This window comes from Bacillus sp. BS1807G30, from assembly GCF_040047675.1.
Taxonomy (GTDB): domain Bacteria; phylum Bacillota; class Bacilli; order Bacillales; family Bacillaceae; genus Bacillus; species Bacillus altitudinis.
This window is the reverse complement of sequence record NZ_CP157353.1, coordinates 1,766,785-1,788,966: the sequence shown is the minus strand read 5'-3', so window position 1 is coordinate 1,788,966 and position 22,182 is coordinate 1,766,785. Positions and strand designations below refer to the sequence as shown.

Below are 22,182 nucleotides of genomic sequence, written 5' to 3'. Positions count from 1 at the left end.
GGGCCTAAACCCCAATATCAGGAAGATGAAAACAGGAGGAAATGACACGATGAGGACGAGGATGAAGTGCAGCGTTTGTTTATTGATTTTCACTTTGGTACTGAGTTGTTTGCCGGTATATGAAGCGAATGCGGCAAGCACTCCTATTGCCAAGCAAGTAGGAAATGCAAACCCGCTCATTGACCATCACTTAGGAGCAGACCCGTTTGCGCTTACCTATAACGGAAGAGTGTACCTTTATATGTCGAGTGATGACTATGAATATCAAAGCAACGGAACGATTAAGGACAATTCATTTGCGAATCTGAATAGAGTTTTCGTCATCTCTTCGGCGGATATGGTCAACTGGACCGATCACGGAGCGATTCCAGTAGCAGGGGCAAATGGGGCAAATGGCGGCAGAGGCATTGCCAAATGGGCAGGCGCTTCTTGGGCTCCAGCCGCTGCTGTAAAGAAGATCAATGGAAAGGATAAATTTTTCCTTTATTTCGCTAACAGCGGCGGAGGGATAGGTGTCCTTACAGCAGACAGCCCGATTGGCCCATGGACTGATCCAATTGGAAAAGCGCTCGTTACGCCAAGTACACCTGGCATGTCCGGAGTTGTATGGCTTTTTGATCCGGCCGTATTTGTAGATGATGACGGTACTGGCTATCTATATGCCGGCGGAGGCGTTCCAGGCGGTTCCAATCCAACGCAGGGACAATGGGCAAATCCTAAAACAGCAAGAGTTCTCAAGCTAGGTGCTGATATGACAAGTGTGGCCAGTAGCGCATCCACCATTGATGCTCCTTTTATGTTTGAAGATTCGGGGATGCATAAGTATAACGGAACCTATTACTATTCCTATTGCATCAATTTTGGCGGCTCTCATCCTGCTGATAAACCACCTGGTGAAATCGGCTATATGACGAGCTCAAGTCCGATGGGACCCTTCACATATAAAGGACACTTTCTAAAAAATCCGGGTGCTTTTTTTGGTGGCGGCGGTAACAACCATCATGCGGTGTTCAATTTTAAAAATGAGTGGTATGTGGTGTATCATACGCAAACCGTTAGCTCTGCTTTATACGGGGCCGGCAAGGGTTACCGCTCTCCACATATTAATAAGCTTGTGCATAATGCAGATGGCTCTCTTCGAGAAGTAGCAGCCAATTATGAAGGAGTGAAACAGCTATCTAATCTGAATCCATATCAACGTGTTGAAGCTGAAACATTCGCTTGGAATGGACGCATTTTGACCGAAGCCTCGTCAGCACCAGGAGGACCAGTGAATAACCAGCATGTCACCAACATTCAAAACGGCGATTGGGTGGCTTTAGGGAATGTAGACTTTGGTTCAAATGGCGCTAGAACATTTAAAGCCAATGTCGCATCGACAGTAGGCGGGAAAATAGAAGTACGCCTTGGCAGCGCAAACGGCAGACTGGTCGGTACACTTGATGTTCCTTCCACCGGTGGAACACAAAACTGGCGGGAAATAGAAACATCGATTAACGGCGCATCCGGAGTGCACAACGTATTTTTTGTCTTTACCGGAACAGGCGGGGGAAATCTATTCCAATTTGATTCTTGGCAGTTTACTCAAAGGTAGCGAATAAAGGTGCTTAAATGTTTGATAGAGGAGTGGGAAATTTGATGTCATGTATAAAAAAACCAATGCTTGCTTTATTGGTGTGTTTCACCATGCTATCTGTCATGTTCATAGGCCCCGGAGTAGCTGAAGTATCAGCAGCTGACGCAAACATTAACCTCAACGCAGAAAGACAAGTGATTCGTGGTTTTGGCGGAATGAACCACCCAGCTTGGATTGGTGACTTGACAGCGCCACAAAGGGAAACCGCCTTTGGCAATGGACAAAATCAGTTAGGGTTTTCCATTCTTAGAATATATGTAGACGAAAACAGAAACAATTGGAGCAGAGAAGTCGCGACGGCCAAACGAGCGATCGAGCATGGTGCTTTAGTCATTGCTTCCCCTTGGAATCCTCCAAGCAGTATGGTTGAAACATTTAACCGGAATGGATCACCTGCCAAGCGGCTTAAATACAATCAATACGCAGCATATGCTCAGCATCTGAATGATTTTGTCACTTACATGAAGAACAACGGAGTCAATCTTTATGCGATTTCTGTTCAAAACGAGCCCGATTATGCACACGAATGGACATGGTGGACGCCTCAGGAAATCCTGCGTTTCATGAGAGAAAATGCCGGCTCCATTAATGCACGTGTGATTGCACCAGAATCCTTTCAATACCTTAAGAATATCTCAGATCCTATCTTAAACGATCCTCAGGCGCTTGGAAATATGGACATTCTCGGCGCTCATCTATACGGGACCCAAATCAGTCAGCTTCCGTATCCTCTTTTCAAACAAAAAGGAGGGGGAAAAGAGCTATGGATGACAGAGGTCTACTACCCGAATAGTGATAACAATTCAGCGGACCGCTGGCCTGAGGCATTAGGGGTATCAGAGCATATTCACCATTCAATGGTGGAAGGGGACTTTCAGGCGTATGTGTGGTGGTACATTAGGAGATCATACGGTCCTATGAAGGAAGATGGAATGATTAGCAAACGTGGATACAACATGGCGCATTTCTCCAAATTTGTGCGTCCAGGGTACGTCAGAATTGATGCAACGAAAAGCCCTGAATCGAATGTTTTCGTCTCAGCCTATAAAGGAAACAATCAGGTCGTCATTGTGGCGATTAATAAAAACAATGCAGGGGTCAATCAACACTTCGTCGTGCAAAATGGCTCTGTTTCTCAGGCGTCTAGATGGGTGACGAGCGGCAGCAGCAACCTTCAGCCTGGTACAGATATCACGATTTCGGGCAATCAATTTTGGGCTCATCTTCCGGCTCAAAGTGTGACAACATTTGTGGTCAAACGCTAGAGAAACACAAAAAGCCAATTTTCTCATCAAAAAAGAAAATTGGCTTTTTTCTGTGTAAATAGAAAGTTGATTTTTCACGACGTCAACACTTTGGGTATAATAATAACAATGACTTCAGGAGAGTGATCAACATGCCAAAGGTTCAAAGCAAAGTATTGATTATAGATGACGAAAAAGAAATTTTAGAATTAATCCATACCGTATTAACAAGAGAAGGCATTGACCAGGTGTTAACAGCTTCAACTGCCCGTGATGGGCTCACGCAATTTCATCAAGAACAACCAGATCTCGTCATACTGGATATTATGCTGCCAGACGGAGAAGGCTACGATATTTGCAAACAAATCAGAGATGTCTCGCATGTTCCGATTATCTTTTTATCAGCAAAGGGAGAGGAATCAGACAAAATTGTAGGACTTGCCATTGGCGGCGATGATTACATTACAAAACCGTTCAGTCCAAAAGAAGTCGCCTACCGGGTAAAAGCCCAGCTAAGACGGTCATCATATGTACAGCCTTCTCAAGCGGAGCCCGTGATCAAAAAAGGCCCATTTGAGTTAAACGAGCAGCAAGCCGAACTGACGAAAAACGGGGCGGCGATTGAGCTCACTCCGAAAGAACTTATGTTAATGACTTATTTCTTGCAGCATCCGAATCGCGTGATCAGTAAAGAAACGCTTTATCAAACGGTTTGGGGAGAGGATTTCTTCGGTTCTGATAATACGGTAATGGTTCATATACGAAGACTTCGGGAAAAAATAGAACATTCCCCATCTACACCAGAATTTCTCGTGACGGTCAAAGGGCTTGGCTATAAATTTGTTGTAAAGGATGCATAAAGATGAAATGGCGATTAACAGGCAGATACATGGTCTCTGTCATTATCGTGACCATTATCACGGTCTTTATTAACTTATTTGGATTCATGATATGGCTTGTACTACAAGCAAGCAGTCAGCAAAACGAAGAAAATACGCCGGAAACCTTCACAAGAACATTTGAACAATACATCACCTTGTCTAATCAAAATATCACTGTGAGTAAAGAAGGACAGCAAGCCTTAAAACAACAAAATGCGTGGATTCAAATATTAGACGAAAATGGACAAGACGTCTATCATGCACTAGCACCTAAAGGCTTAAAGAGCAAATACACACCTATAGAAGTCGTTAACTTACATAAATATAAAGATAAGCAATTGATGTCGACGATCTATGCTGGAGGAAAAAATGGAGAGGGTAAGGAATACAGCTATTTCATCGGATTTAAGGACCCTTCCATCGGAAAATATTTATTTTCTTTTGATACGAAAGAATTAATATCGCAATTCAATATCGGGACGATGATTTTATTATCGATTGATGCCATCATTGCCTTATTCATTGGATACTTATTCAGCCGGCAACTCATCAAACCGCTCGGCCGTGCCATTTATGGCATCCAGAGGCTCGCAAACGGAGATTATACGACGAAGCTGCCAACGAAGGGGATATATAAAGATGTGTTCTATAATGTCAATCACTTATCAGAACAGCTCGCTTCAAGCCAAAAAGAAAAAGACAAATTAGAGCAAATGCGAGAAGAGTGGATCAGTCATATTTCTCATGATATTAAAACACCATTATCCTCTATTCAAGGCTATGCAGAAATCATGAAAGATCCAAATTATCCTCTTTCAGAACAAGATATCAGACATTACGCTGACATCATTGAGAATAAATCATTGTACATCAAAGATGTGATGGAGGATCTCAATTTAACAACAAGGCTGAAAAATAACGACGTGATGTTGCATAAAGAGCTTGTGAACATTGTGCCATTGCTGCGTGAAACGTTAATTGATATCCTCAACGATTCGAGATATGCAGATCAGACCATTGAGCTACAAACGAATGTAGACAAGCTCATGCTGAATATTGATACGATCCTCATACGAAGAGCGGTCACCAATCTCATTTTAAATGCCCTTGTTCACAATGATGCTGATGTGAAAATCATTGTACAGCTTGAACAAAAAGAACATACCCACATCACCATTCAAGACAACGGCAAAGGAATTGAAGAGGCAGAGCTAGAAAAAGTGTTTGATCGCTACTATAGAGGGACGAATACTGGAGGGACACATGCAGGCTCAGGCCTTGGAATGGCGATTGCAAAAGATATCATCCAAAAACATGGGGGAGATATTACAATACAAAGTATGATAGGAGAAGGAACAACGATTGATATCCAATTACCCGCTTAAACGGACATACAAAAAAACGGTTCTGCTCAATCACAGAACCGTTTTTTCTAACTCTTATTCTGAAAACACTTTTATGCCTTTCACAATGTTCCAAATGAAGAAGTAGATCGCCACAAGGAATGTCACAGCATATGTTGCAATTAAGAACGGACCAGCATGACTGATATCGTTCATGCCAAGTAAACCTGAACCGGCAATACCAAGACCGAAAATCAAATAAGGAATAATATGTGTCCATAGTGATTTTTTCGCATGGTATTTCACTTCGTCTTTTCCTAAGAAATAAACGATAATCGGAAATAGAAACGGTGCAAAAAAGATACTGAAGTAACATAATGAAGACAAAATTTTATTTTCTCTCAAAGCTTTTCACCTCTATGATTGATTTAGAAGAGGGGACCATTTGACTCATCCCTCAATTCCTTACAAACCCATTGTACAACCTCAACCTTAACTCGTATTAATCCGAACCTTACAGCAACCTTAAATATGTTAAACTGTAAAAAGACAAGGAAAGATAAAATGATTCTGGGTATTTCAATCTATTTTTTCAGAAAAAAATAGTTGACTTTGGTCATTCCTCTATTTAAAATAAAGTCGTAACCGATGCAGGAGTGTTACTGATATGATCAGGCACCACCAAGTCAGGTAAACAGATTGTACATTTGTACGTTGTTTGCTGAGATTTTGGTGTTTTTTTATGCTTTTTTTAGCATTTTAGGTAAGGTGGGATGAGGATGTTCACCGTCGTTAAAGTTTTAAATAATAATATCGTATTAGCTCTAACAGAGGCTCAAAATGAAGTCGTTGTGTTTGGAACAGGAATAGGTTTTAAAAAGAAGAAAGGTGATACACTTGATGAGAGCGCTGTCAGTAAGACATTTTATTCTGATCAGACGTCTCCATTAGAATCTCAACTTGCCGCTATCCCAACTGATATCCTTTTATTAACTGAAAAAATCATTCGCGTAGGCGAAGAGATGTTGAATAAGAAGTTAGGTTCCAGCGTGCTCTTTTCGCTATCCGATCATCTCACCTTCGCTATTCAAAGGCACGAAGAAAAAATGGCGTATGAAAACCCCATTGTGTGGGAAATTCCACATCTCTATTTTCAAGAATATCAAGTCGGGAAAAAAGCACTGACAATTATTCAAAAGATGATGGGCATTTCTTTTGAAGATACTGAAGCTTCACTCATTGCCCTGCATTTTGTAAACGCTCAAATAGATGGTCAGTCTATGGGAGACACCATTAAGATGACTCACCTCACGAAAGAAATCGTCAAAATCATTCAAAATATTTTCGAGATGATATTGGATAAATCATCCATTAATTATTCGAGGTTTATTACCCACTTGAGATATTTTATTGTCAGGCAGGAAACCAATCAACCACCGCAGCAGATGGATGACTCGTTAAAAGAATTAATACAGGATCGTTATATGAAGAGTTATGCCTGCGGATTGATCATCAAAGAAATGTTAAAACGAGAATTCAATTGGAATGTGACAGAAGACGAACTTGTTTTTTTAGTCATCCATATTGAGAGAATCACAAAGGAACACCAAAAAAATAAATGATTTCTTTTAGGCGTGTTATGAAAAAGCATTAACCTAAACAAATCTCCATGAGAAAGAATGATCTTTTCTATGGTGGATTTTGTTTAGGTTTTTTTTGTGAAAATGAAGGGGTGAAAGCATGGAAAACAAAGAATTGGCTGGAAAAATTGTGAAATTAATTGGTGGAACCGAAAATATATCTCAAAGTTGGCATTGTATCACACGGCTAAGATTTAATCTCAACGATGAAAGTCAGGTAAAAGTAGATGAGCTGAAAACATTAGATGGTGTTTTAGGTGCTCAATTCCAAAGTGGACAGTTCCAAGTCATTATTGGAGCAAAGGTAGCAGAGGTTTATGAGGAAATCGATCATCTAGCCGGTCATAGTAGCAATAATTCTGCTCCTGTTAAAAACACGTCAAAGATGAACCCAATTGAAGTCGTATTCGATGTGATCAGCGGGATTTTCACACCTATTTTGCCAGCGATTGTTGGTAGTGGATTGATCAAAGGGATCATGGCACTGTTCGTTAGCTTAGGCTGGCTGACGGAGACAAGCTCTACCTATCAAGTACTTCAAATTTTTTCAAATGCTGTCTTTTACTTTTTACCTTTCCTCATTGCTTATTCGGCAGCGAAGAAATTTAAAACGCGAGAATCTCTTGCGCTCGCATTAGCAGGGATTTTACTATATCCAACGATGATCGAAGGTGCAGCAAAAGGAGCAGACCCGTTAAGTTTTTTAGGGTTAAGTATTCCACTAAATAATTACACATCTTCTGTATTACCAATTATTTTAGGTGTGCTATTACTAAGTTTTGTCGATAAGTGGATAACAAAAGCGATCCCAAAATCCTTAAGTATCGTATTTACACCGGTACTGAGCCTGATGATCACGGCTCCTCTTACACTGGCTTTTATCGCTCCTATTGGGAACGTTTCTGGGCAATATTTAGAAATCTTTTTCACTTCTTTGTTCAATTTCGCTGGTCCGATTGCCGGTTTATTAATGGGAGGCCTTATGCCACTCATTGTGTTAACTGGAATGCATTACGCATTCTTCCCAAGCACGTTAGCCAGCTTTGAAAAAGTGGGTTACGATATCATGCTGCTTCCAATGAATTTCATTGCGAATATGGCACAAGCAGGCGCTGTGTTAGGTGTCATCATCCGCACCAAGCGGGTAGAAACAAGGTCTTTGGCGCTTTCAACATTGCTTCCTAGTTTCTTCGGGATCACAGAACCAGCCATTTATGGAGTCACACTTAGACTAAAAAAACCTTTTTATGCTTCATTAATTGGCGGCGCAGTCGGTGGATGTTTTTACGGTTTATTTTCAGTTAAAACGACAGCCTTTTCGATCCCAGGCATTACTTCACTGCCAACTTACATTATGAAAGGGACAAATAATTTTCAGCTGGCTCTGATTGGTATCGCCCTTAGCTTCATCGTGTCACTTCTCATCACCATTCTCCTTGGATTTCAGGAGTCTGTCACGGCCGCTAACGAGCAAGCAGCAGAAAAGCCAAATCACACTGAGAGTACAGAGAATCAACAAATGTCTAAGCAAACAAACCCTTATGAAGTTCAAGCACCTATGAGTGGAAAGGTCATTCCTTTATCTGAAGTGAATGATTCCGTGTTCTCAAGTGAAATGATGGGGAAGGGAGTCGCAATTTTGCCTGATAAGGGGGTGGTACAAGCACCGTTCTCAGGAAAAGTAGTGACTGTTACACCTACTAAACATGCCATCGGACTCGTTTCAGATGATGGGATTGAATTATTGATCCACGTGGGGATTGATACCGTCAGCCTAAATGGCCAATTCTTTGATGTACTGGTAAAAGAGGGCGATGAGATGAAGACGGGGGATCATTTATTATCGTTTGATATAGAAGGAATTCAATCAAACCATTTAGATGTAGTGACACCTATTATCGTCACAAATTCAACGCAATACCTTGATGTGATTCATACAGGTGACGCTCATGTCACCGCAGGTCAAAATAAGCTCTTAATGCTTATTCACTAATATAAAGAGAAGGGATGATTGAAATGAAGAATGTAAAAAAAGGATTTTCAGATGATTTTTTATGGGGTGGCGCAACTGCTGCCAATCAAATAGAAGGCGCATACTTAGAAGGTGGCAAGGGCCTGTCGACGTCAGACTTTGCTGCATATAAAGATCCTTATGAAAAAGGAAAAGTGAACAACTTTACTTTCGATGTGAGTTCAGCTGAATTAACAAGATACAAGGAACAACCCGATGAATTTGATTTCCCGAAAAGACGCGGAATCGATTTTTACCATCGATATGAAGAGGATATTGCACTATTTGCAGAGATGGGCTTTAAAGTGTTTCGCTTGTCTATTTCATGGGCAAGAATCTTTCCAACTGGTTTAGAAGACAAGCCGAACGAAGAAGGATTGGCTTTTTACGATAACGTATTTGATGAGTGTGCGAAATATGGAATTGAACCGCTAGTCACGATGTCTCACTATGAAATGCCGATTACTTTAACAGAGAAATATAATGGCTGGATGAGTAGAGAGCTTGTCCCGTTGTTTGAAAAATATGCCCGCGCCATTTTAGAAAGATATAAAAATAAAGTGAAGTATTGGATTACATTCAATGAAATGAATATGAACCTCAATAGCCTTTACACCGGTGCTGGAATTTTAGAGGACCTAGTAGACCATAAATTACAGGCTGCGTATCAAGCATCACATCACCAATTTATCGCCAGCGCTCTCACAGTGAAGGCTGCAAAAGAAATCATTCCACATGCACAAATTGGCTGTATGATTAACCAAATTGAAGCCTATGCAAAAACAACGAAACCAGAGGACCAGCTGCAAGCGGTAAAATCAAACCAATTGAATATGTTCTATCCGGATGTTCAAGCTAGAGGTGAATATCCAACATACATGGTGAAATATTTTGCTGACAACGACATCAAACTTGATATCGAAGAGCAGGATGAGCAAATTTTGAAAGAGGGCATCGTTGATTTTGTGGCGATCAGCTACTATATGTCCCACGTAGCAGAAGCGCGAGAAGATGCAGCAGAGCTAGCGGGTACATTTGATAGTCCAATTAAAAATGAGCATTTGGAGTTATCACAATGGGATTGGCCAATTGATCCAATGGGGCTGCGCATTTCATTAATTAAACTGTATGACAGATACCAAAAACCTTTATTTGTTTGTGAAAACGGACTTGGCGCAAGAGATACATTGACACCAGACAGAGAAATTCACGACGATTATCGAATTGATTATTTAAAACAACATATTGAACAGATGAAAGAAGCAGTCAAAGAAGGTGTCGACTTAATGGGGTATACACCATGGGGTTGTATTGACTTAATTAGCTGCGGAACATCTCAAATGAGTAAACGCTATGGTTTGATCTATGTAGATCAAGACGACAGAGGGAATGGGACATTAAATCGTTACAAAAAAGATTCCTTCTACTGGTACAAAAAAGTGATTGAAACAAATGGGGAAGATTTATCATAATCCAGATGGAATGATGATGACACCATTGCATCCGCCTTATTTGGCCGGGTGCGATGGTGTTTTTTTGTTTACCCAAAAAGTAACCTCAATTATGTCATAGCAAGCACTAGAGATCTCTTTGCTACAATCATTTGATAACAAAAGTTGGCCGAAAAATGTTTCACCTTGACCTTGAAGTATAGTTCAACCTTTATAATGTACATATAGTAAAACAAAATAATAAAAAAGGAGTAACGATGGAGTTGATGACTAGAGGAGAACTTGCCAAAAAAACAGGAGTAAGTCCTGCCGCAATTCGTTACTATGAAGAGCACAACATATTACCTGCTCCAAGACGACGTTCAAACGGTTACAGATTCTATACAGACGACTATGTTGTGAAAATTCAATTGATCAAAGATGCGAAAACGCTCGGTTATTCATTAAAAGAAATAGCTGAAATTATGCACATGCTAAGTCAAGACATAGACCTTGATACCCTAAGACAAATTGTCCATCTTAAACATGAAGAAATTGAAAAGAAAATTAAAAGCCTTCGTCTCATTCAAGACCTTCTATCTAACTTATTAAAAACCCCTGAAAAAAAAGTACAAGTCTACCTGGAATCATTTCGTGTTCCAAAGCAGGATGATCAATAAACCTATTGAGTGAAGGAGAGAAAAAAATGAGCGTAGAATTGTATCATGGTGAACGTTCTAAAGAAAGTATTCAATTTGAAACATTATTCGCTTCGCAAAGTAATAAAGAGAGTTTTTCTAGTATCGAACAGACAAAAAAATTTCTTGAGCAAAAAGGAATTGAAAATACGCAGCCTTATGCCATTGGAGAGGATGTGAAGTTAATCAGTGAGGTACAAGAGCAGACATTCGAAGGCATGCAAGTTTTCACATTGAATGAACAAGCATCACAAAATCAAAAAGTCATTCTCTATCTACATGGTGGTGCGTGGACAAATCAGCCTTTGAATGTCCATTGGTGGTTCATGGATAAAATGGCGCAATCACTAGGTGCGAAAGTAGTCGCCCCTATTTACCCAAAAGTGCCTCATTATAGCAACCAGGATACGTATCCGAAAATTCTTAACCTATATAAAGACCTTCTGAAAACTGCTGAAAGCGCCAATCAATTGACGATCATGGGAGATTCAGCTGGCGGAAACATCTCACTTGGTCTTGCGCACCTTTTAAAGAAGGAAGATCTGCCGCAGCCAAAGGATATCGTGTTACTATCTGCGTGTGTTGATATGAGTATGAGCAACCCTCTCATTTTTGAATATGCAAAAAAGGACCCGATTCTAGGTCATGAAGGAATGGAAGTCATCACAAAAATGTGGGCAGCTGATCAAAGTCTCACAGACCCATTGATTAGTCCGATTTACGGTGACTTTAAAGGGCTCGGGAAGATCACTCATTTTATCGGAACACATGATATGTTATATCCAGATGCCATAAAGCTCGATGAAAAACTATCAGAACAAGGAATGGACATCAAAACCTTTGTTTATCCTGAAATGCTGCATGTGTTTGTTGTCATGCCAATTCCAGAAGCGGCAGATGCTCTGAAGAAAATCATTCAAGTGATCAATCGTTAGGGATTTAGTTCACACCTAGAAAGGGTACATGTTCTGATGTAAATAGGCGAAAAGGCTGCTTACTTGAAAGCAGCCTTTTTCAATTGAATATGAAATACGTTCTGAATGGCAATTCACTACAGATTAAACGGTCTTTTGGCTGGTTAGTAAAGGAGAGTGAAGCTATAAAAAAGGATAAGAAGATGATGATATGTATAATCATAGGCTGTTTTTTCCCCATTTAGTTCATCATCTTATGTTTGGTATAATACATACGAGCAGTGAGGTGAAAGGGGAACGAAATGAAAACGTTTGATCTATCACAAGAAGATATCGAATTAATAGGAAAAGAGATGTAGCAAACGCTACATGTGATCCTTGCTACATCCAAGATGACTGAAAAAGCGTTCAACAAAAGCGGCCCCATGTATTTTCTCCATATATTTCGTGTTAAAAATACACTGTTCCATTTGTTCAAGCTTCCGCAGACTCCGCACTATTATTTTCCGATCATGGTCAGACAGAGTAGGATCATCATCTATCTTCTCTAAGGCCTTTTTCACTCGTGCAGATACATGTTCAACATATAAATGGTTTTTGGATGCTGGCGGAATACATGCCGCTAGGTCACAGCCTATAAAACGAACACCATCAAGGGTGCAGTTTTCAAAATTGGCGATCAGCTTTTGTTTGCCATTTCCCTCAAACGTTATATCTATTAGCTTACCAGCAAAGGTACAATTGACGATGATCGCTGCCTGTAAAACACGGTCATTGAATCTACAATTAGAGAAAGTACAATCGATAAACGTAGCATTCTCCAATGTCATTCCCCTCATATCGCAGGAAGAAAATTCGCAATTGGTGAAGACAGCTTCGTTTTTGCCAATGCCCACAGAGCGCAAGTCTGAATGACTAAAAGTACAATGATCAATCGTACTACCGGCAAAAAATCTCGCATTCGTCAGATCACACGTATCAAATACAAGATGATCCAAGTGACAGCTCCAAAAATAGGAGAACGAATATTTGAGTTGATGATTGTCGTTCTGCTAATTGTTTCGTTTTCATACCTGGCAACATCAGAAAATGTTTCGTTGTCTACTGATATACCAGACTCAAGTCTTCTCATCGCTATCACCCTATCATTTCTTCAGAATTTTTCACCATCATGATGTCCATTCAGCAAGTTCATTTTCTCTTAGCGCTTGTCTTTGACTCAAGATTATATCACAATACGATACTCAGCCAGCAAAGAACCGATATTCATTTTCATGATGAAAGGGGCATAAAAGAATGAAAAGGTATGACACATTTCCAGAACCAATCGGTAGCTACATAGTCGGCCGAATCCAGATGGATTTTGAGTATACGGCATCAGATCAATCCAAAAGAGAACTGACCGCATTTATGTACTATCCATCTGATAGCAGTGAAGGAAAGACTCCATCCACATACATGTTTCCTGAAGTCTACGAAATGCTTCATGACCAGCCGCTTGTCACTGAGTATTTGAAGGAAATAAAGTTCTTCTCTATCGATATCAAAACGCATTGTTATGACGATCTGGCTCTTTCTCGGAAGGAAGAGCGCTATCCAGTGGTATTCTATGTTTGCGGCGGGGGTGGTTCACCTGAATGGGGGACAGCCATCTGTACAGATATGGCAAGCCAAGGGTATGTTGTCGTCAGTATCGGCCATCAGGATAGCACCATGTACAAACGGAAAGATGGGAAGCTGTTGAATGTATCAAAGGGTTTTTCGGAAGTCATTAAGGCGTTTTCTGAAGATCCGGAGATGATAACACTGGCAGGTAAGATGAATATGCGCCCTGACGATGAAACGGCTATTGAGATCTGCCGTAACATCCTTTCCTTGCCAATCATTAACGAGTTAACAAGATATAGTGAACGACAGGCAGAAGATGTAAGGTACGTAGCCGATCATCTTCACAAACTAAACTCTGGAGAATGGAAGTCCATTTTTCATGACAGACTGCTACTCGACACTGGCATGGGTATCTCTGGACATTCTTATGGCGGACCTACAGCGGTTATGGTTTGCCGGGATGACGACCGGTTTGTCTGCGGGGCTGGCTTAGATAGTGGTGCATTTGGCCTTCTCGACAGCGACCTCAATAAACCCTTTTTGCTCCTGTTTTCTGAACCGAATTATAATATGAATGCGATCATTGGTGACAACAATAGCATGGAAACCTATTATTTCACTGTTGATGGTGCTGCACATTTAGATTACTGTGACATCGTGTTTACCGGTGTAGATGAGGAACTTAGAGGCACAAGAGATGCATTAGAGATGCATCATCTTGTGACGGACTATACGAAGACGTTTTTTGATCATTACATCCTGCAAAAGGCTACACATGTAGAAACCCTATCATATGATGGTGTAGACTTAATAAAAAAAACAAGCAACAAGTGAGCTAGGGGAAACTGCTGATCATAACCTTTTAATGAATCGGTTTAAAGTTGAATATCTTACTTCATTCATAAGAAAAAAGAGCAGTCAACAACCGCTCTTTTTTCGTGTGTTAATCTTAATGCGTTTTTAATGGACCTTTTGTGATATGAGTCAGCTCAGAATATATGTCAAAGATTTTCGCATTGATGTCTGTTATGCCAAAGCTAGTGATTCTTTTAGCATGCATATCGAGATATGTTTGAGCTTCTTCTTTTGTTTCAAATAAATAAATTCCGCCAGCCTCATTTTTTTCAGGATTCTCCGTCCATATCTTCCATATGAACCCATCCTCTTCATTAATACTTCTCGCTAAATCAGAAAACTCTTTTGCCAATTCATCTCCGAAAGGGCCATTCATCTTAAAATCCACTTGTAATACGTAAGCCATCGCCATTCTCCTTATGTTGAAGTTGTGAAATACTGTTCTCCTAGAGCTTCTTTCATATGAAACGGTACTTGTGAAAGTTCTTTCTCCATAAAAGTCTGCACACCCGATTGATCAATATCGTACATCACTTCAATCTCTTTAGAGAATAGACATTTTTCTTTTTCGAGTAAGGCAGAAACCGCTGGTAGCTTTTTCGGTTGAAGCTCTTCTGTGTTTAAAGCTTGCTTTAATCCATCCACATAGACGTCTAATGGTCGACCACCCGTGATTTTAACTCCTTTATTTTCTTCATTGACGAAGATGATGGTCGGAAAACCTCTTGCACCGAGGTCTCGAACAAGAGCAAAATCTTGATTTAATAAGTCTTGTCCGCTAGGGAGTTCCGCTTCATGTAAAATAACATCTCCGTTCAGTCCAAGGTTGTTGACGATATCAATTAAAACCGTAATATCAGATATATTTTGATTGAATGCAAATAGTGCTTCTCTTGCACGGCGTAAAAACGTATAAGCTTGTTCATCACCGTGATGTTTTTGAATCACTTTGAACACACGAGAGGACGGGTAGGAGGATTGAACAGGATTGTCAATCATTAAGGACCCATCAATTGGCATGCGAGAATGTTCTCCGACTTCTCTCCAGTGACCCGCAACATCAGCAGGCTTATAAATTCCGTTCGCAGGATCAATTGGACCGTCATGCCATTTCTCTAGCAGTCCACCTAACACAGTCTGGAAATGAAAATAATGTCCGTATTGCTCTTTAAATCGGCGCAGGACAGGTTCAATTGCCCAGCAATGAGAACAAATTGGATCTGTTACATAGTAGAGCGTAATGTTTTTTTTAGGTTGGTGAAAGTCAATGACCTGGATATCTTCTTCACCTACACCGCATACACCAGTTTCTAAATCACAAAACATGTCATTATTTTTCAAGTTATTTCCTCCTCAATTTTTCAGGAAAAAATGTGTCCTGATCAGTTGTTTGAATCAAGTCATCATTTGCTTTACAATTGAATCTTAAGACAGAATGAGTGAGATCAACACCAATAATTTCTTCAATTTGTTGTATATCCGACAGATTCAAGCAAGTGTTTAAAAAGAAAGGGGGAAGAAGATGACCCAGCCAAAGACAGATCCGCGTGTATTAAGAACGCGCAAATTAATCATGGAGTCTTTCATGAAGCTTTCATCGAAAAAGGAATTTAAGGATATTACGGTGAAAGATGTGACAGCAGAAGCCATGATTAACCGAGCCACGTTTTATTATCATTTTGAGGATAAATACGATTTATTAGATAAAACACTCTCAGAAATATTGTCGATTAATTTAGAAAGTATCAATTTTAACAATAGTAAACTAGATGAAGATACAATGATGAATATTTTTAAAGCGCTAGCCAGTTTCCAACAATCTCTTCATAACCGCTGCCAAGTAGAATATGAAACTGAACTTGCTCCAATTGTTCGAGAACAGCTTGAAATTATTTTTTATCAGTTGTTAGTGAATCAATATACAGATGTCGAAAAGCAAGTCTTGAAGGTCACGGCTGTTTTTTTAAGCTGGGGAATTCACGGAGCTTCTGTTGAGTGGAGAAAAAATAGTTCGCACATATCTTCAGAAGAATTTATCAAATCAGCATTGCCATATATCATGTCAGGAATTGATTTTAAGCATAACATGTAGACAATTTGACAACGTTTAACCACTCCACTAATATAAATGCTATAGCATATAAAATGATTAGAGGGTGTTTACATGAAGTTACATGATTTAATAGGTTATCTCGTTCATCGCACTGATGTGAAAATGACGAATTATTTTACGAATAGGTTAAAGCCATACGGTGTTACACCAGAGCAGTGGAGTATTATTAGTATTCTTAGCCGTGAAAAAGGCTCGACTCAAAAAGAATTGGCAGAAGGCATTGATAAAAATCAAACCACTGTCGTAAGAATGATCCAGTCAATGGAACGAAAAGGGCTTGTCAAAAAAATCTATAATGAACAAGACCGGCGCTCGCATCACCTGTTTTTAACAGAAAAAGGGGACGAGATCAAAAAGGCGATTCTTCCTGTCGTCATGGATGCACATCGAACTGTGACAAATCAATTAAGCGATGAAGAGATTGAACAATTAAAATTACTTTTAAACAAATTATTCTATTCAGACTATCCATCTTGATAAATCTGTAAGGTAGAAACAACCTCTATTTTTGCACGATATATGCTATGACATATAAATTTCATCCATTCAATGTGGAAGTGAGATTTTATTAAGATGGCCCCAGAAACCGGTGTCCATTAAGCGACCCTTTCTGGTCAAATAACTTAGAAAGATGTGATCACTATTTTCATTCTTATTCTACAAATTGTATTAGCCGTTTTCTTTTTCCTCACAGGAACGAAAATCATATCAGGAAAAATGGCAGAAGAGTTTAAACGATTTGGTTTACCCGCATTTTTCAATATTTTAACGGGGGCTCTTGAGTTAATAGGCGCTGCTGGAATGCTAGCCGGCATATGGATCCCAACATTAGCATTATTATCAGGCTTATTGTTAGGAGGTACGATGCTGGCAGCTGCATTTACTCTGATCGTATTGGCCAAAGATCCCTTTAAAAAAGCAATCCCTGCACTTGTTTTATTCGCTCTCAGTATCGGTGTCAGCTTATACCACATTCTTTAAATTCATATTAAAAAATCACAAAAACCTAAACAAATCTCCACTGTTCATGACGGTGGATTTTGTTTAGGTTTTTTAGCGATTGAATTGCTTTCGAAGCACTAGGCATGAGACAGCAAATACTGCGAAAGCGCCCAATGATCCAGCAGCAAACACCAGCTCAAATTGTTCTGTTTTCGGTTTGAATAACAAAGGGACTGAAAGAATGAGCGCGGCACCACTAAAGCTCAATCCTAATATCAACATGGCCAATAATTTATTCATAAGAACACCTCTTACACTTAGAATGAGAACAATGGAGATCTACTGATCCTAAGTATCGTTGTTATGATTCGACAACCTTTAACCGTCCTAAATGGAGTGTATCCTATGATGGTGGGCGATGGGTTTCTTTTCATGAAAACACAATCGTAAAACAAACGATTTTTAAACGAACATCGTTCTTTACGAACGATGTTCGTTATGATATAAATGAGATGTAATTTAAAACGATTTCCACAAAGGGATGAGGAGATGCAGAAGATGACATCATTATCTAAGGATCAAAAGCAAATCGCTATCATTGGAGGAGGACCTGGGGGACTAACACTTGCCTTAATTTTGCAAAATTACGGTATACAAACAACCATTTATGAACGAGAGATGCATGACAAGAGCCTTGAACGAGGCGGCTCACTGGATATTCACGAAGAAACAGGTCAAAAAGCTTTAAAAGAAGCAGGAGTTTATGAGAAATTTCAAAAGAAGGCCCGCTATGAAGGGGAAGATTTCCGATTACTTGATAAATCAGGAAGAATTTATTTAGATGAAGAAACGGAATCAGATCAAAAAGGTACTCGCCCGGAAATTGATCGTGGTGTGTTATGTGAACTACTGTTAGAACAAATTGATGCTGAAACCATCAAATATGGGTATAAACTAGAAAGATGCGTTTCATTAGAAAGAGGTATGACAGAGCTTCATTTTGAAAATGGAATTGTCGAAACAGTTGACCTTTTGATTGGGGCTGATGGTGCTTTTTCTCGTGTGCGTCCTCTGTTAACAGATATTGAGATTGAATATTCTGGGCTTACGATGCTGGAATTAAATGTCCTCAGCGTAGAGGTGAACCACCCTGATTTAGCTGAATTTAATAAACGTGGTAAGATGTTTGCTTTAGAAGACCATAAAGGACTGATTGGGCAGTTAAACGGAGATGGCCGAATCAAAGTGTATGCAAGCCTTATGGTAGAACGCAACTGGATCGAGACTTGTGGTATACCGTTTCATCAAGCGAAAGAAGCAAAAGAACAATTATTAGCGTTATTTAGTGATTGGGATGATCAGCTGAAAAACTATATTCGTTATGCAGAAGATGCCATCATTCCAAGACGGATTTATACGCTTCCTGTCGGTTTTAAATGGAATCGTCATAAAGGAGTTACGCTTATCGGTGATGCAGCTCACGTCATGTCGCCATTCGCAGGCGAGGGTGTGAACATGGCGATGTTTGATGCAAGGGAGCTAGCACTTGCTATTGTCCGACATCCTCATCATATTGAAAAGGCGATTGAAGAATACGAAGACATGATGTACGAATATTCATCGGAAAAAGCTCATGAATCGGAGAATAGTTTAAAACTGTGTTTTTCAAAAGACGCTGCGGTCAAGCTTGCAGATATGATGAATTCTTTTCAAAAGGATGATGATTGATGCTCAATTTACTATTTTACTTTGACATGTTATAAAGAGAGTATGAACAATTCAAATCGTCGTATTATAAGTCGCCGGTCTCGGCCGGCTAAAGAACCCTTAAGCCGTGAGCTTATTGTGAAAACGGCCTATGAGCTTCTTAAGGAGCAAGGAATAGAGGGCATGAGTATGCGTAAGGTGGCTAAAGCATTGGATACGGGACCTGCATCCTTGTATGTCTACGTGAACAATGTTCAAGAACTCAGTGCTTACGTATTGGATTATGGTCTCGGACAAATGGTTTATCCAGATTCAAAGGATAGCACATGGAAAGAACAGTTATTCGACATATTGCATACTTATTTCCTCCTGCTGTTCGAAAAACCTGGTCTCGCTGAAATTTCTCTTTCCACCATTCCACAAGGAACGAACTTTCTTCACTTGACCGAACATCTTCTCGCTGCATTGCATGAAGGCGGGATCAAATCTACATCCGCAGCATGGGGAGTAGACCTATTGCTGTTATACGTATCTTCCGTAGCTTACGAAAAGGTCTCTTGGAAGAAACAAGGCTCTTCACAGATTTCAGACACAAAAAAAGCATTTCTTCAAGCAGACAAAACGCAGTTTCCTTTCATTCATCGTGTAAAAGAAGAAATGTTTGCAGGTGATACCGTATCAATGGAACGGTTCCGATGGGGAATTGACGTCATTTTGTATGGAATCCAGCAGGAAGACAATTAGAAAGGAGCACAAGCAAAAAGCAGTCAATGGCTGCTTTTTGCTTGTGGTGATTTTCATATTTGTGATCTTGTGAGCATTACAACATATAAATAAATCTATATATTGTTTTTATATATAAAAAATTATATAATCTAGTGGAATAAAAAAATGAGGTGCTTAGGCATGGAACATATTAAAAAGTTATTAGAGAGTTATATTCCTTTAGCAAAATCTACTGCAAAAATGTTTGGACCAAATTGTGAAGTGGTGATTCATGATTTAACGAACCCTCAAGCATCTGTCATGTTTACAGTAAATAACCATGTGACAGGAAGAGAAATCGGCCAATCATTTGATCATCTAGTAAAGACTGTATTACAATCAGAAGATTTTAAAGAAGATTATCTGGCTGGTTATACATTTGTAACAGAAGATAAGCGTACGATTCGTTCTTCGACTTCATTAATACGTGATTCAAAGCAAAAAGTGATCGGAGCTTTTTGTATCAATTTTGATGTTGAAGCACTAAATCAAATGCAGCAATTTATGGACACATTTCTTTCTACACAAGTGGAAGCTCAAGAAAAAGAAACAACATCAAATGATGATCTTGAAAATGTGGAAGAAATCGTCGATCAATTGATTCAACAAATCATTCAAAACAGTGTTCATCCAGTCATGAAACGTCATGAAAAAATTGAACTAATCAAATTCATGGATGAAAAGGGCATTTTTTTAATGAAAGGATCTGTTGAGAAGGTCGCATCTATGTTAGGCATTTCCAAAGTAACCGTCTATAGCTATTTGGATGAAATCAAAAATAAATCGAGGTAAGGAGTGTCAAAATGGAAAGCGTACTCGAGGTAGGAAATCTAAAATCAAACGGACACTATGCATTCGCAACCATTCATCAAAACACGGTCTATGTTTCGGGACAATTTGCTATCAATCCCGAAACGACAGAAAAAGAGTTCGGCCCCATTGAAGAAGAAACATTACAAGCGCTTAAGAATGTGGAGATGATTGTAGAAGCTGCAGGAAGTAAAAAAGAAAAGATTTTGCGCATGACATTATACATTTCAGATATTGAATTATGGGACAAAGTAGATACGGTTTATACCGAATTTTTCGGTGAACATAAACCAGCTCGTACGGTTGTGCCAACGAATGCATTACATTTTGGATTCAAAATTGAAATGGATGCCATTGCATATATTTAGAATATTTTTTTGACCACCCTATATAAAAAAATATATTTTGTATAAAAAAATATTCAAAGGGGCAGATGAAGAATGAATCAATTAATTTGTAACCATTGCGGGGAAAAATATGAGATGACACCAACTCTATGGAAATGTGATTGTGGTGGAGTATTCAATCTAGTGAAAGATACCCCGAAAATAGACGTCACAGCTTGGGATCACTATCCAAGTTCATTATGGCGTTATGTTGAAACCATGCCATTTCCAAAAGGTTCTAAGACGTGGGAAACTGTGACAATGGGCGAGGGCCAATCTCCTTTAATCGTTCTAGATCCTAATGAGCCAAACACTTATGTAAAAGTTGATTATATGATGCCTACACTATCATTTAAAGACCGTGGAGCAGCTGTGTTAATGACAAAAGCTAAGGAATTAGGGGTAACAAAAGTCATTGCTGATAGCAGCGGGAATGCAGGAACGGCAATTGCTGCGTATGCTGCGCGTTGTGGTATTGCCTGTGACATCTATCTAAGTGATCAAACATCACCTAAAAAAGTCGCTCAAATAAAAGCCCACGGAGCAACGATTAAAGAAATTCATGGTACACGAGAAGACATTGCAGCTGCGGCCCAAAAGGCAGTAGACGAGGAAAACGTTTTTTATGCAAGCCATGTCTATAACCCTTATTTTTTCGAAGGTACAAAAACATACGCCTATGAAATCTATGAGCAACTAAAAGGAGCACCGGATGCTTTAATCATTCCGGTTGGAAACGGCACTCTGCTGCTCGGTGCGTATTATGGCTTTAAAGAGTTATTCGAAAATGGTCTCATTCATAAAATACCGAAAATTATTGCCGTACAAGCAAAGAACTGCGCACCACTTGTGAAAGCTTTTCAACATGCGGAGGAATCAGCAACGCCTATGACAAATAAAGGGACTGTAGCAGAAGGAATAGCTATTGCTGCCCCGGCGCGTTCTAAACAAATTTTAGAAGCTGTATACAAGACGAATGGTACGTTTATTGATATTGAAGAAGAAGAAATTCTCCATGCACGCTCTAAACTAAGTGAGAAAGGATTTTATGTAGAGGTGACATCTGCCATCAATTTTGCTGGCTACATGAAATATCAAAAGGAATCAGCAGAAACCATCATCATTCCTCTTTGTGGTGCAGGGATTAAATCAACATAAACCTTAGAAACCCAGGTAGAATAGAGAGTTGCGTGCTCGTT

The 22,182-nt window shown here is 39.6% G+C and carries 24 protein-coding genes; 18 read left to right on the top strand and 6 right to left on the bottom strand.

The window, feature by feature from the left end; translation table 11 throughout:
* The first annotated feature begins 49 nt into the window (after positions 1-49).
* The 4 genes from ABG082_RS09135 (at position 50) to ABG082_RS09120 (ending at position 5,146) form a co-directional block, all read left to right on the top strand.
* On the top strand, positions 50-1,594 hold the full coding sequence (locus ABG082_RS09135; protein ID WP_019744146.1) for a glycoside hydrolase family 43 protein: 1,545 nt from the start codon (positions 50-52) through the stop codon (positions 1,592-1,594).
* Positions 1,595-1,635: 41 nt separating this feature from the next.
* Positions 1,636-2,901, top strand: a complete 1,266-nt coding sequence (locus tag ABG082_RS09130) for a glycoside hydrolase family 30 beta sandwich domain-containing protein (protein ID WP_272511572.1) — start codon at positions 1,636-1,638, stop codon at positions 2,899-2,901.
* 131 nt (positions 2,902-3,032) lie between these two features.
* Complete coding sequence (locus ABG082_RS09125; RefSeq protein ID WP_048002663.1) at positions 3,033-3,740, top strand: response regulator transcription factor; 708 nt, start codon at positions 3,033-3,035, stop codon at positions 3,738-3,740.
* A gap of 2 nt (positions 3,741-3,742) precedes the next feature.
* Positions 3,743-5,146 (top strand): HAMP domain-containing sensor histidine kinase, encoded by a 1,404-nt coding sequence (locus tag ABG082_RS09120; RefSeq protein WP_348936793.1) that lies wholly within the window; start codon positions 3,743-3,745, stop codon positions 5,144-5,146.
* A 54-nt stretch (positions 5,147-5,200) separates the two neighbouring features.
* Here ABG082_RS09120 and ABG082_RS09115 read toward each other — a convergent pair whose 3' ends face one another.
* Positions 5,201-5,509, bottom strand: a complete 309-nt coding sequence (locus tag ABG082_RS09115; RefSeq protein WP_007499277.1) for a DUF4870 domain-containing protein — start codon at positions 5,507-5,509, stop codon at positions 5,201-5,203.
* A gap of 374 nt (positions 5,510-5,883) precedes the next feature.
* Between ABG082_RS09115 and ABG082_RS09110 the strand changes: the two genes are divergently transcribed.
* The 5 genes from ABG082_RS09110 to ABG082_RS09090 all read left to right on the top strand — a co-directional run bounded on the left by ABG082_RS09110 (position 5,884) and on the right by ABG082_RS09090 (position 11,818).
* Positions 5,884-6,726, top strand: a complete 843-nt coding sequence (locus tag ABG082_RS09110; RefSeq protein ID WP_144680422.1) for a PRD domain-containing protein — start codon at positions 5,884-5,886, stop codon at positions 6,724-6,726.
* Between the two features lie 118 nt (positions 6,727-6,844).
* Positions 6,845-8,737: a beta-glucoside-specific PTS transporter subunit IIABC gene (locus ABG082_RS09105; protein ID WP_348936792.1), complete on the top strand. Its 1,893-nt coding sequence runs from the start codon at positions 6,845-6,847 to the stop codon at positions 8,735-8,737.
* A gap of 23 nt (positions 8,738-8,760) precedes the next feature.
* Entirely contained in the window at positions 8,761-10,227 is a 1,467-nt protein-coding gene (locus ABG082_RS09100) for a glycoside hydrolase family 1 protein (RefSeq protein WP_164072383.1), read from the top strand.
* A gap of 236 nt (positions 10,228-10,463) precedes the next feature.
* Entirely contained in the window at positions 10,464-10,865 is a 402-nt protein-coding gene (locus ABG082_RS09095) for a MerR family transcriptional regulator (protein WP_057079476.1), read from the top strand.
* Between the two features lie 26 nt (positions 10,866-10,891).
* A complete protein-coding gene (locus tag ABG082_RS09090) occupies positions 10,892-11,818 on the top strand; it encodes an alpha/beta hydrolase (protein WP_272511569.1) in 927 nt (308 codons plus the stop codon).
* Between the two features lie 344 nt (positions 11,819-12,162).
* Here the strand turns inward: ABG082_RS09090 and ABG082_RS09085 are convergent, their stop codons facing one another.
* Both ABG082_RS09085 and ABG082_RS09080 read right to left on the bottom strand, forming a co-directional pair.
* Positions 12,163-12,795 carry a pentapeptide repeat-containing protein gene (locus ABG082_RS09085; protein WP_348936791.1) on the bottom strand — a complete coding sequence of 211 codons (633 nt, stop codon included), beginning with the start codon at positions 12,793-12,795 and terminating at the stop codon, positions 12,163-12,165.
* Positions 12,762-12,929 (bottom strand): hypothetical protein, encoded by a 168-nt coding sequence (locus ABG082_RS09080; RefSeq protein ID WP_281215200.1) that lies wholly within the window; start codon positions 12,927-12,929, stop codon positions 12,762-12,764. The genes ABG082_RS09085 and ABG082_RS09080 overlap by 34 nt, the downstream gene beginning before the upstream one ends.
* 164 nt (positions 12,930-13,093) lie before the next feature.
* On the opposite strand from ABG082_RS09080, the gene ABG082_RS09075 reads away from it, so the two are divergent.
* Positions 13,094-14,239, top strand: a complete 1,146-nt coding sequence (locus ABG082_RS09075) for a choline esterase (protein ID WP_272511567.1) — start codon at positions 13,094-13,096, stop codon at positions 14,237-14,239.
* 115 nt (positions 14,240-14,354) lie between these two features.
* On the opposite strand, the gene ABG082_RS09070 is transcribed toward ABG082_RS09075, so the two are convergent.
* On the bottom strand, positions 14,355-14,666 hold the full coding sequence (locus ABG082_RS09070) for a monooxygenase (RefSeq protein ID WP_348936790.1): 312 nt from the start codon (positions 14,664-14,666) through the stop codon (positions 14,355-14,357).
* Positions 14,667-14,677: 11 nt separating this feature from the next.
* A complete protein-coding gene (locus ABG082_RS09065) occupies positions 14,678-15,601 on the bottom strand; it encodes a DsbA family protein (protein ID WP_348936789.1) in 924 nt (307 codons plus the stop codon).
* A gap of 181 nt (positions 15,602-15,782) precedes the next feature.
* Between ABG082_RS09065 and ABG082_RS09060 the strand changes: the two genes are divergently transcribed.
* The 3 genes from ABG082_RS09060 (at position 15,783) to ABG082_RS09050 (ending at position 17,354) form a co-directional block, all read left to right on the top strand.
* Positions 15,783-16,352 (top strand): TetR/AcrR family transcriptional regulator, encoded by a 570-nt coding sequence (locus ABG082_RS09060; RefSeq protein WP_348936788.1) that lies wholly within the window; start codon positions 15,783-15,785, stop codon positions 16,350-16,352.
* 72 nt (positions 16,353-16,424) lie between these two features.
* Complete coding sequence (locus ABG082_RS09055; RefSeq protein ID WP_058337221.1) at positions 16,425-16,850, top strand: MarR family winged helix-turn-helix transcriptional regulator; 426 nt, start codon at positions 16,425-16,427, stop codon at positions 16,848-16,850.
* Positions 16,851-17,006: 156 nt separating this feature from the next.
* A complete protein-coding gene (locus ABG082_RS09050) occupies positions 17,007-17,354 on the top strand; it encodes a DoxX family protein (protein ID WP_076821624.1) in 348 nt (115 codons plus the stop codon).
* A 72-nt stretch (positions 17,355-17,426) separates the two neighbouring features.
* Here ABG082_RS09050 and ABG082_RS09045 read toward each other — a convergent pair whose 3' ends face one another.
* The gene (locus ABG082_RS09045; protein ID WP_057079479.1) at positions 17,427-17,615 is read right to left on the bottom strand and encodes a hypothetical protein; all 189 of its coding nucleotides are present in this window, start codon (positions 17,613-17,615) and stop codon (positions 17,427-17,429) included.
* A gap of 258 nt (positions 17,616-17,873) precedes the next feature.
* Between ABG082_RS09045 and ABG082_RS09040 the strand changes: the two genes are divergently transcribed.
* The 5 genes from ABG082_RS09040 to ABG082_RS09020 all read left to right on the top strand — a co-directional run bounded on the left by ABG082_RS09040 (position 17,874) and on the right by ABG082_RS09020 (position 22,141).
* Positions 17,874-19,043 (top strand): NAD(P)/FAD-dependent oxidoreductase, encoded by a 1,170-nt coding sequence (locus tag ABG082_RS09040; RefSeq protein WP_342494733.1) that lies wholly within the window; start codon positions 17,874-17,876, stop codon positions 19,041-19,043.
* A gap of 42 nt (positions 19,044-19,085) precedes the next feature.
* Positions 19,086-19,766 carry a TetR/AcrR family transcriptional regulator gene (locus ABG082_RS09035; protein WP_348936787.1) on the top strand — a complete coding sequence of 227 codons (681 nt, stop codon included), beginning with the start codon at positions 19,086-19,088 and terminating at the stop codon, positions 19,764-19,766.
* Positions 19,767-19,928: 162 nt separating this feature from the next.
* A complete protein-coding gene (locus ABG082_RS09030; protein WP_017359563.1) occupies positions 19,929-20,579 on the top strand; it encodes a PAS domain-containing protein in 651 nt (216 codons plus the stop codon).
* 11 nt (positions 20,580-20,590) lie between these two features.
* Complete coding sequence (locus tag ABG082_RS09025; protein ID WP_019744141.1) at positions 20,591-20,965, top strand: RidA family protein; 375 nt, start codon at positions 20,591-20,593, stop codon at positions 20,963-20,965.
* A gap of 72 nt (positions 20,966-21,037) precedes the next feature.
* Complete coding sequence (locus ABG082_RS09020) at positions 21,038-22,141, top strand: threonine synthase (RefSeq protein WP_348936786.1); 1,104 nt, start codon at positions 21,038-21,040, stop codon at positions 22,139-22,141.
* Positions 22,142-22,182: the final 41 nt, after the last annotated feature.

What these genes read in the sequence shown, in the direction of transcription:
- ABG082_RS09100 (WP_164072383.1), top strand. Translation starts at nt 8,761, where the DNA reads ATGAAGAATGTAAAAAAAGGATTTTCAGATGATTTTTTATGGGGTGGC.
- ABG082_RS09020 (WP_348936786.1), top strand. Translation starts at nt 21,038, where the DNA reads ATGAATCAATTAATTTGTAACCATTGCGGGGAAAAATATGAGATGACA.
- ABG082_RS09045 (WP_057079479.1), bottom strand. Translation starts at nt 17,615, where the DNA reads ATGAATAAATTATTGGCCATGTTGATATTAGGATTGAGCTTTAGTGGT.
- ABG082_RS09075 (WP_272511567.1), top strand. Translation starts at nt 13,094, where the DNA reads ATGAAAAGGTATGACACATTTCCAGAACCAATCGGTAGCTACATAGTC.
- ABG082_RS09090 (WP_272511569.1), top strand. Translation starts at nt 10,892, where the DNA reads ATGAGCGTAGAATTGTATCATGGTGAACGTTCTAAAGAAAGTATTCAA.
- ABG082_RS09105 (WP_348936792.1), top strand. Translation starts at nt 6,845, where the DNA reads ATGGAAAACAAAGAATTGGCTGGAAAAATTGTGAAATTAATTGGTGGA.
- ABG082_RS09070 (WP_348936790.1), bottom strand. Translation starts at nt 14,666, where the DNA reads ATGGCTTACGTATTACAAGTGGATTTTAAGATGAATGGCCCTTTCGGA.
- ABG082_RS09060 (WP_348936788.1), top strand. Translation starts at nt 15,783, where the DNA reads ATGACCCAGCCAAAGACAGATCCGCGTGTATTAAGAACGCGCAAATTA.
- ABG082_RS09120 (WP_348936793.1), top strand. Translation starts at nt 3,743, where the DNA reads ATGAAATGGCGATTAACAGGCAGATACATGGTCTCTGTCATTATCGTG.
- ABG082_RS09040 (WP_342494733.1), top strand. Translation starts at nt 17,874, where the DNA reads ATGACATCATTATCTAAGGATCAAAAGCAAATCGCTATCATTGGAGGA.
- ABG082_RS09135 (WP_019744146.1), top strand. Translation starts at nt 50, where the DNA reads ATGAGGACGAGGATGAAGTGCAGCGTTTGTTTATTGATTTTCACTTTG.
- ABG082_RS09110 (WP_144680422.1), top strand. Translation starts at nt 5,884, where the DNA reads ATGTTCACCGTCGTTAAAGTTTTAAATAATAATATCGTATTAGCTCTA.
- ABG082_RS09025 (WP_019744141.1), top strand. Translation starts at nt 20,591, where the DNA reads ATGGAAAGCGTACTCGAGGTAGGAAATCTAAAATCAAACGGACACTAT.
- ABG082_RS09095 (WP_057079476.1), top strand. Translation starts at nt 10,464, where the DNA reads ATGGAGTTGATGACTAGAGGAGAACTTGCCAAAAAAACAGGAGTAAGT.
- ABG082_RS09080 (WP_281215200.1), bottom strand. Translation starts at nt 12,929, where the DNA reads ATGAGAAGACTTGAGTCTGGTATATCAGTAGACAACGAAACATTTTCT.
- ABG082_RS09030 (WP_017359563.1), top strand. Translation starts at nt 19,929, where the DNA reads ATGGAACATATTAAAAAGTTATTAGAGAGTTATATTCCTTTAGCAAAA.
- ABG082_RS09125 (WP_048002663.1), top strand. Translation starts at nt 3,033, where the DNA reads ATGCCAAAGGTTCAAAGCAAAGTATTGATTATAGATGACGAAAAAGAA.
- ABG082_RS09055 (WP_058337221.1), top strand. Translation starts at nt 16,425, where the DNA reads ATGAAGTTACATGATTTAATAGGTTATCTCGTTCATCGCACTGATGTG.
- ABG082_RS09035 (WP_348936787.1), top strand. Translation starts at nt 19,086, where the DNA reads ATGAACAATTCAAATCGTCGTATTATAAGTCGCCGGTCTCGGCCGGCT.